This window comes from Maricaulis salignorans (genome assembly GCF_900103475.1).
In the GTDB taxonomy this organism is placed as follows: domain Bacteria; phylum Pseudomonadota; class Alphaproteobacteria; order Caulobacterales; family Maricaulaceae; genus Maricaulis; species Maricaulis salignorans.
On sequence record NZ_FNHG01000018.1, the window covers coordinates 59,248 to 66,507 of the forward strand.

Sequence of the window (7,260 nt, forward strand, 5' to 3'; positions counted from 1 at the left end):
AGGCAGGGAGGAATGGACGGGTGAGACAGCCCGGGCCCGGATATGGCGTGAGGCCGCCCGCCGCCGCGGTGGTCTTTGTGCAGGCCGGGCGGCCGGCCATCATCGCCGCGCTCGGCTTTACGGCCGGCTGTGCCGTGTATTTCGCGCTGCCCGGCGAACCATCCGCCCTGTGGGCCATGGCCCTGGCCCTGCTGGCGCTCGCGACCCTGCTGGCGGCGCGCGCCATTCCGCGCGGTGCGGCCCTGAGCCTGGCCGCGCTGGCACTGCTGGCGCTGGCAGCCGGTCTGGCGCGGGCCCAGCATCGCAGCCACGCGCTGGGTGCGGGGCCGGGCGCGGCGCTGACCTATGGCCGGCCGATGCAGGTTACCGGCTGGCTTGAAGCGGTCGAGCGCAATAGCCGCGGCCGGGCCCGTCTCTCCATCCGCCTGCCACGCGAAAATGCCGCCCCGGCGCGCCGGGTGCGGATTCTCGCCTCCGATCCGGACTTGGCACCGGGGGCCGCGGTCAGTATTCTCGCCATTCTGGAACGGCCCCGGCGCGCGCCTGTGCCGGGCAGTTATGATTTTCGCTTCAACGCCTATTTCGCCGGCATTGTCGGCAGCGGTTTCGCGATTGCGCCGCTTGCAGCGGGCCCGCAGCTCGACCAGGACGGGCCGGCGCGCGCGATCGCGCGCTGGCGCTGGCAGATCGCCGGGCATTTGCGCGCCCGTCTGCCTGGACGCAATGGCGCCATGGCGGCCGCCTTGCTGACCGGCGACCGTTCCGGCCTCACTCCCGAGGTCAGCGAAACCCTGCGCGCCGCCGGGCTTGGTCATGTCCTGGCGATTTCGGGCATGCATATGGCCTTGTTCGCCGGCGGTATTTTCCTGATTCTGCGCTTTGGCCTCGCCGCCATCACGCCCTGGGCGCGCCGCTTTGATGCGGCCGGGCCGGCGGCGATCGGGGCGCTTTTGGCCGGGGCGGGTTATTTCATCCTGTCCGGCGGTGCCATCCCGACCCAGCGCGCCTTTTTGATGGCCGCCGCCGTCCTGACCGGGGTGATGGTCGGGCGCCGCGCGCTCTCGCTGCACACATTGGCGCTGGCGATGATTTTCGTGCTCGTGCTGCAGCCCGAGGCCGTGCGTGCGGCGGGGTTTCACATGTCCTTTGCGGCGGTGGCGGCATTGATCGCCTGCGCCGATATCTGGCGCCAGAAGCGCCGGCCGCCTGCGCCCTTCGGCCTGGGCCGCGGCAGTCTGTCGGCGCTGGGCGGATTGAGCCTGACCAGTGTCATTGCCGGCTTCGCGACATCGGGTTTTGCCGCTTTCCATTTTCACCGCATCGCCGGCTATGGCCTGATCGGCAATCTACTGGCCATGCCGGTCTTTACCTTCATGGTCATGCCGGCCGGTGTCGCGGCGCTCTTTCTGATGCCGTTCGGCCTCGATCAGCCGGCGCTTTATGTGATGAGCCTGGGGCTGGATGTGATGTTCGCGGTCGCCGACCGGGTCGCTGCCGCACCCGGCGCCTTGCGCCCGGTCATCGCTGCGCCCGGCTGGGTGCTGCCGCTCTATGCCGCCGCTTTTGTCATGGTCCTGCTCGGGCGCGGTCTGGTGCGGATGGGCGGCGCGGCGCTGGGCCTGGCCGCGCTGGCGGGCTGGAGCCTGGCCCCGGCGCCGGATCTCTTCGTGTCCGAGGGCGGCGTGGTCGTGGCACATGCGTCCGACGCGCCGGACAGCTGGACGGTCAGTTCGCGCCGGCGCAACCGATTTGCCGTCACGGTGTTTCTGGAGCGGCGTGGTGTGCGCGACCGGCCCGGGCTGGCCGGGCTCCATTGCGATGATCTGGGCTGTAGCGCCCATGCCGGACCGAGCGATGGCGGGCTGCGCTATGCGGTACTCGAGGGGGTGGCGGACTGGCGCGAGGATTGCCGTCGCAGCCAGCTGGTCGTGTTGACCGCAGCGCTGCCGGTCTGGCTGCAGGACCAGTGTGAGGCCCTGGTGCTGGACGAGGTCTGGCTGGAGGCGCGGGGCGGTACGCTGATCTGGATGCGCGGCGGTGTGATCAATCATATCCAGAGCGTCTCGGCCCCCGGGGGTGACCGGCCCTGGCAGCGGCCGCTGACAAACACCCGGCCCACAAACCCGTGGCCGAGAAATACCAGCCTGAGAAATACCAGCCCGAGAAATGCCAGGCCGGCAGACGCCAGGCCCCCAAATGAAGAATGACCCGCCAGGGCAGCAGGGCCAGCGGGTCATCATCACGTATCGGGTCATGTCATCGCCCGGCCGGGTGGCCCGGTATGGGGCCAGACATGTGGTTAGACACGAGGTCAGGCGCGACGCCGGACACGAGGTTGGGCACAGGGCAAGCACGCATCCGCCAGCGCCGGGTGCAGACCGGTTCCGCCTTAGTGATAGCGGCGGATCAAACCGACCAGCTTGCCCTGGACCTTGACCCGGTCGGGGCCGAAAATTCGCGTTTCATAGGCCGGGTTGGCCGCTTCCAGGGCGATCGAGCCGCCCTTTTTGCGCAGGCGTTTCAGCGTCGCTTCCTCATCATCGACCAGGGCGACGACAATCTCGCCGCTATCGGCCGACTGGCCACGCCGGATCAAGACAATATCGCCATCCAGAATGCCGGCCTCGATCATCGAATCGCCATTGACCTCAAGCGCGAAATGATCGCCGCCGCGCACCATGTCGGCGGGAAAGGCAAGGCGGTCGGTTTCGTGCTGGATCGCGGCGATCGGCACACCGGCGGCGATCCGGCCGAGCAGGGGAATATCCACCGAGGCTTCGGCCGCGTGATCATCATGGGAGCGCTTGAAGTTGGCGCGCACGACATTGGCGCCCAGATCGGCATCCTGATCGAGGGGCTGATCCATGCTGGCGGCTGCGGATTCGGGCAGTTTGATCACTTCCAGCGCCCGCGCCCGGTGGGCGAGGCGGCGAATGAAGCCGCGCTCCTCCAGCGCCGTGATCAGGCGGTGAACACCGGATTTCGAGGCCAGCTGCAAGGCCGTCTTCATTTCGTCGAAGGAGGGCGAGACGCCGGTATCCTTGATCCGGTTATGGATCAGAAGCAGAAGCTCGTGTTGTTTACGGGTGAGCAAGTCAGCCCCCTTTGATGAAAACGGTGCTGTGACACCGACAGGAACAAATCAGGAATGTGTCTGTTTGTTCTACAAAGGTTCCCGTTTGGGGTCAAGCCGGCTTTTGCCAGGCCATCAGGGCCCGCGTGGCCGATGCGACATCCGCCTGCCGCATCAGGCTTTCCCCGACCAGCAACGCCTTTGCGTCGGCCGCTTGCAGCCGTGCCGCATCGTCGGCGGTAAAGACACCGCTCTCGCCGACCAGGAGGGCCTCGCTGCCGACCATGGGGGCGAGCGTTTCGAAGGTTTCCAGTGAGGTTTCGAAGGTGCGCAGATTGCGGTTATTCACCCCGATCAGCGGCGCGTTCAACCCCAGCGCCCGTTCCATCTCCACCGCATCATGCACCTCGACCAGGACATCGAGCGACCAGCGCGCCGCTTCCCCGATCAGGGCGCGAGCGGTGTCGTCATCGACGGCGGCGAGGATCACCAGGATGGCATCGGCGCCGAGCATGCGCGCCTCGGCGACCTGGTAGGGATCATACAGGAAGTCCTTGCGCAGCACCGGCAGTTCGCACGCGGCGCGCGCGGCGATAAGAAAGCGGTCCGAACCCTGAAAGCTCGGCCCGTCGGTGAGCACTGACAGGCAGGTCGCGCCGCCGTCCTGATAGGCACGGGCAAGGGCGGGCGGATCGAAATCAGCCCGGATCAACCCCTTGGACGGGCTGGCCTTCTTGATTTCCGCAATCAGGCCGAGACCGCTGGTGGCCGCCGCTGTCTCAAGCGCGGCGAGAAAACCGCGCACTGGCGGTGCATCTTCGGCGTGGGCGGCGATTTCCGCATAGGGCAGGGCGGCCTTGCAGGCGGCGATATGCTCCAGCTTGTAGGCGCCGATGCGCGCCAGCGTGTCGGGAACAGAGCTCATCTCAGGCCTCGCCGCGCGAGATCGCGGCCATGCGCGCCAGCGCCGTGCGGGCACGGCCATCATCAATCGCGGCGGCGGCCAGTTTGGCGCCCTCGGCCAGCGTTTTCGCCTGACCCGACAGGATCAGGGCTGCGCCCGCATTGAGCAAAACGATATCGCGAAACGCCCCGGCCTCGCCCTCGAGCAGGCGCAGGATGGCGGCGGCATTATAGGCGGGATCCCCGCCCTTGAGGTCGGCCTCGGTGGCGCGCGTGATGCCGGCATCTTCCGGCGTGACGACATAGGTGGTGATCTCGCCATCACGCAATTCGGCGACATCGGTGCCGGTCGTGGTGGTGATCTCGTCCATCCCGTCCTGGCCGCAAATCACCAGTGCATGCTCACAGCCCAGATCGCGCAGCGCCTCGGCCATCGGCACCAGCCAGCGCTTGTCATAGACGCCGAGCAATTGCCGCTTCACGCCGGCCGGATTGGCCAGGGGCCCGAGCAGGTTGAACATGGTGCGTACGCCGAGATTCTTGCGCGCGCTGGCGACATGGCGCACGGCGCTATGGTGGGCCGGTGCAAACAGGAAGCCGACCCCGGCCTCGGTGAGCGAGCGCTCGACCGCTTCGCGCGGACAATCCAGCTTCACGCCCAGCTCGGCGAGCACATCGGAGGAACCCGATTGCGAGGAGGCGGCCCGATTGCCGTGTTTGGCGACAAGGGCGCCGGCGCCCGCGGCCACGATCGCTGCCGCGGTGGAGATATTATAGGCGCCCTTGCCATCACCGCCGGTGCCACAGGTGTCGATGGCGCCTTGCGGCGCACTGATCGTCGCCATGCGGCCGCGCAGGACGCGTGCGCCGGCAGCAATATCGGATGGCCGTTCGCCCAGCGCGGCGAGCCCCATCAAAAATCCGCCAATCGCCGCATCGGGCGCATCGCCTTCCATTAATTGATCGAAGGCGCCGGAAATCCGGGCCGTCTCGGGCCGCTGGCCCTGGCTGAAGGCCGCAAGGCAGAGGGCAAGATGGTTCATACCAGTCTCTCGATTGTTTCGAATTGTGGTGTCGGATCGATCCGCGCGCCATCGGCACGCGCGCTACAGGCTTGTCGTCAAGCCACGCCATCGACCGCCAGCCCCAAGGTATCGAACGCGCGTCACCGCCCCACGCCCGCCACGCGGCGCGACGGCCGTGCGGTTGCGGGCGAAAAGGGCAGATGAGATCGGCATACCGGCTGACTTTCAGTTGAACCAAGCGAACCGGTGAATTGATAATGCGGGTGGTGCGGGTTTTCAATGCGGCGCTGCCGTTGCGCCCTAGTCGACGCGTTCCAGGCGCATGTAGAAATTGGGTTGGCACGCGCCCTCGGGCGAGCAATAGGCGCCGGTTTCCTCCCAGACCCCATTCTCGTGGCTGGCCTCATAATCAAGCCGCCCGTGCGGACCCAGCGAGAGCGACCAGGAAAACCCCGTTTCGGTAATCGTCATCGCCACGTCCTGGCTATGGCCTTCTATCGTGACGGAGCGCATTTCATAGCCATCGGCGGTGCGGGAAATCAGGCCGGTGGCATTGTGGCCCGGTTCACCGGCGCGGCCTGCACCAGCCGGGGTAAAGCCCTCACCGAACAGGATGACGGCTTCGCCGCCGGAGCCCAGCCGCGCCTCCTCGAACACGTCGAAGGTCTGGCGCTGGCGCTCGCGATCAATCATCCAGCCCGAGCCCTCCCAGTGCCCGATCATCCAGGCCAGACTCTCGCCAGGCCTGCCAGGCCGGTCCTGGGCGAGCGCCGGTACGGTGGCCAGCAGGCTGGTCCCGATCAGACCGGCCGAGAGCCAGCTCAGCGTCGTCATTCGTTCAAGCAATCCCTGTGATGCGCCTGTCATGCCTTGATCCTCTCATCCCCGAATCGGCCGCCCTGCGGTCGGGCCGTTTCCTCCAGCCTGAAAACATCGAGGATGGCGGGTGGCGATACAAGCGCGCTCGAGCCGCCGCCGGGTCAATATTCCGTGAGGATGACGGTGAATAAGTGGTGGCGGGCACCCATTTCCACGAGCCAAGCGCCTACAGAAACAATTGATTTCCCAACCACGCGCCGGTCCGCGTATATGGGGACACACACCATTATTTCGCTTTGCCTGCCGGGCCAGCATGGGTGCATGGCACCCATCAATCGGTCAGCGCCCGACTTTTCCGGCAAGCCGCGCGTAGCGCAGGCCATCCCCCAAAATCTCTTGCCAGCAGTGGGCCACCGGGCATGAGGTTTAGGGCGGGAACCCGCCGCTGCGCGCGGCCGTCCTTCAAACAACAGTTTGAACCAACCCTGCTTGTTGGAATTAATTGGGACAGACACAATTAATCGAGGTCCAGGCGGGAATAAGTTGTGTCTTCCCCAGTTGTTTGAATACTTTAGTTCTTCATAAATTGTGTGTATCCGCTTTCTATTGACAGGCGTTGCCTGTTAAACATGCGCCCCTGTTTTTTGCTTAGCGCGCGCGCGAATTTCAATGAGCGCCCATACTCCTTTCGCCCTACTGAGTAGCCGAGCAAAAACACCCAAATCAAACAAGCCGCAGCAGTCAGAAGTGCCCCGATATGTGCGATGATATAGCCAATCATTGCGGACGCCGCGGCAAACAGCGGGTCGACAATGATTTGCCATATGATCGCGCCGAGTCTGTCCCAAAACAGCTCGCCAAGGGCTTTCTGCAAAAGCCACCATGCGAACCCGCTAACGCCAAGTGTACAAAAGGATACCCACACTGGATTATTGACAATCCAGCGCCAAGTTCTGGCAAGGGTGACACGTGGGTGCACGCAGAAGCTCAGCTTAACGACTACGGCAAGACTGCACGCATACTCTCAGTTTGTGGAGTCACCACAACCGCACATAGGTCAAGGGGTATATGGGTGACGTCGCTCGAGGCGTCACCAAGGCGGGACACGCACCGGCAAAGCCGGAGCATGTCCCGATCCCCGACTTATCCCTCATCGCCCACCATTATCCCCCGTCATCCCGGCGAAGGCCGGGACCTTGACGTGACAGGGTCGGAGCCTGCGATATCGAGGTCCCGACTTTTGTCGGGATGACGATCATTGGTCCAACTTATCCCCACCCCACCAACGTGCGCGCATAATCACCGCGTTCCGGTCGCACGGGAGGCACGAGCTCAGTCATTCGCGGCGGTCGGGAGCGTGCAGCCTGTCCGGGCGAAGGGGTGACAACCTGAGCACTGGCAGGGCGTCCATTAAGGTCTGACGGCACTAAACGACCGACC

Annotated in this window: 6 protein-coding genes; 1 reads left to right on the plus strand and 5 read right to left on the minus strand. The window is 65.3% G+C overall.

Annotated features, from left to right (window positions below; genetic code table 11):
- The first annotated feature begins 47 nt into the window (after nucleotides 1-47).
- The gene (locus BLT42_RS12615) at nucleotides 48-2,207 is read left to right on the plus strand and encodes a ComEC/Rec2 family competence protein (protein ID WP_176780357.1); all 2,160 of its coding nucleotides are present in this window, start codon (nucleotides 48-50) and stop codon (nucleotides 2,205-2,207) included.
- Nucleotides 2,208-2,389: 182 nt separating this feature from the next.
- On the opposite strand, the gene lexA is transcribed toward BLT42_RS12615, so the two are convergent.
- The 5 genes from lexA to BLT42_RS12645 all read right to left on the minus strand — a co-directional run bounded on the left by lexA (nucleotide 2,390) and on the right by BLT42_RS12645 (nucleotide 6,694).
- The gene (lexA, locus tag BLT42_RS12620; protein ID WP_091771338.1) at nucleotides 2,390-3,094 is read right to left on the minus strand and encodes a transcriptional repressor LexA; all 705 of its coding nucleotides are present in this window, start codon (nucleotides 3,092-3,094) and stop codon (nucleotides 2,390-2,392) included.
- A 91-nt stretch (nucleotides 3,095-3,185) separates the two neighbouring features.
- A complete protein-coding gene (gene trpC / locus BLT42_RS12625; protein WP_091771340.1) occupies nucleotides 3,186-3,998 on the minus strand; it encodes an indole-3-glycerol phosphate synthase TrpC in 813 nt (270 codons plus the stop codon).
- Nucleotide 3,999: 1 nt separating this feature from the next.
- A complete protein-coding gene (trpD, locus tag BLT42_RS12630) occupies nucleotides 4,000-5,019 on the minus strand; it encodes an anthranilate phosphoribosyltransferase (protein ID WP_091771342.1) in 1,020 nt (339 codons plus the stop codon).
- A gap of 282 nt (nucleotides 5,020-5,301) precedes the next feature.
- A complete protein-coding gene (locus tag BLT42_RS12635) occupies nucleotides 5,302-5,868 on the minus strand; it encodes a hypothetical protein (protein ID WP_143024141.1) in 567 nt (188 codons plus the stop codon).
- A 523-nt stretch (nucleotides 5,869-6,391) separates the two neighbouring features.
- A complete protein-coding gene (locus BLT42_RS12645) occupies nucleotides 6,392-6,694 on the minus strand; it encodes a hypothetical protein (RefSeq protein WP_091771348.1) in 303 nt (100 codons plus the stop codon).
- Nucleotides 6,695-7,260 lie beyond the last annotated feature (566 nt).

Coding starts and splice junctions, on each gene's coding strand:
- trpC (WP_091771340.1), bottom strand. CDS start 3,998: ATGAGCTCTGTTCCCGACACGCTGGCGCGCATCGGCGCCTACAAGCTG.
- trpD (WP_091771342.1), bottom strand. CDS start 5,019: ATGAACCATCTTGCCCTCTGCCTTGCGGCCTTCAGCCAGGGCCAGCGG.
- BLT42_RS12635 (WP_143024141.1), bottom strand. CDS start 5,868: ATGACAGGCGCATCACAGGGATTGCTTGAACGAATGACGACGCTGAGC.